This is a genomic window from Streptomyces sparsus (genome assembly GCF_054776295.1).
Genome location: NZ_BAAHCA010001171.1, coordinates 1 through 1,301, shown reverse-complemented (window position 1 = coordinate 1,301; position 1,301 = coordinate 1). Strand labels below are relative to the sequence as shown.

1 protein-coding gene is annotated in these 1,301 nt (G+C 72.6%); it reads right to left on the bottom strand.

Annotation, left to right across the window (positions count from 1 at the left end):
- Window positions 1-79: 79 nt before the first annotated feature.
- On the bottom strand, window positions 80-1,027 hold the full coding sequence (locus ACYVE9_RS27205) for an SDR family oxidoreductase (RefSeq protein ID WP_461030547.1): 948 nt from the start codon (window positions 1,025-1,027) through the stop codon (window positions 80-82).
- Between the last annotated feature and the right edge of the window lie 274 nt (window positions 1,028-1,301).

Sequence of the window (1,301 nt, the reverse complement as noted above, 5' to 3'; positions counted from 1 at the left end):
TGCACCCCCCGGCGGGCGGGTCCGGCGGGGGCGGTCGCGGCGGACGGCTGTCGCCCCGGGCTCACCGCGGCCGAACGGCTCAGCGGTAGTCGGCGGCGTCCACCTCGCCGTTCCCGCTCGTCGCGTCCTTGATGAACCGCCAGGCGTCCGGCTGGGAGCCGTCGGCGTCCGTCACGCCGTACTCGCGGGCGAGCCGCCCGCTGTCCACCGACCGGCCGTTCCAGCGGGCCACGTCGCGGTCCGAGGCGAGCGCGGCCACGCAGCGAGCGATCAGCAGCGGCGACTCGGCGATCGCGAAGTGCGGTTCCTTCGCGATGGCGTCCCGCCAGTTCTCCTCGGTGACCCCGAAGGCGTCGAGCATCTGCTCCGAGCGCAGGAAGCCCGGTGAGACGCACACGGCGACGCCGTCGTACGGCTCAAGCTCGGTGGCGAGTGCCTGCGCCATCCGGATGGGGGCGTACTTGGCGATGTCGAAGCAGAAGCTCTCGCGGTACTCCCGGTTGGACTCCGCGGTGCCGTCCGTCACCTCGATCACCAGCGCGCCGGGGCGGCGGATCATCAGCGGCAGCATCGAGTGGCTGGTGATGACGTGCGAGTCGATGCCCAGCCGCAGCATGCGCAGCCCGTCGTCCAGGTCCAGTTCCCACAGCTTCTTGTGGAAGACCAGCAGGTGGTCACCGCCCCAGGTGTCGTTGACCAGGATGTCCAGCCTGCCCTGCTCCCGGTCGATGCGTTCCGCGAGCGCCCGCACCTGCTCGGGGTCGAGGTGGTCCACCACCGCCGCGATGCCGGTCCCGCCGGCCTCGGTGATCAGCTCGGCGGTCTGCTCGATCGTCTCGCCCGGTCGCCCGACCTCGCTCACCTGCTCGCGGGTGGTGCGGCCGGTGGCGTACACCGTCGCCCCGGCCCGTCCCAGCTCCACCGCCATCGCGCGGCCGGCTCCCCTGGTGGCGCCCGCCACCAGGGCGATCCTGCCCGCCAGTGGTTTCTCGGCGGTCGTGGCGGCGGACGATGCGTCCTGTGTCATGGCTGTCGTGTCCCTTCGGTCGAGGTTGCCTCACCACTTCTTCGGCAACAGCCACCACGCTCGCCCCGAAAGCAGACATCTCCTGTCGGGTTTTCCCGGCGGATCTCCCTTCGGGTTCTCCCGGTCCGGAGGCTCCGGGCCGGACGGCTCCGGACCGGTCAGCGCAGGCCGGGCAGTTCCGCGCCGGTGCGCAGCCGCCCGGTCAGTTCGCCCGGTGGCGCGTCCGGGTCGGTGCGCAGCGCCAGCGTGGGGCCGTCCGAGGAGCCCCGCACCC

Bases quoted from the DNA above. Each gene is read 5' to 3' on its own strand.
- ACYVE9_RS27205 (WP_461030547.1), bottom strand. From the start codon at position 1,027: ATGACACAGGACGCATCGTCCGCCGCCACGACCGCCGAGAAACCACTG.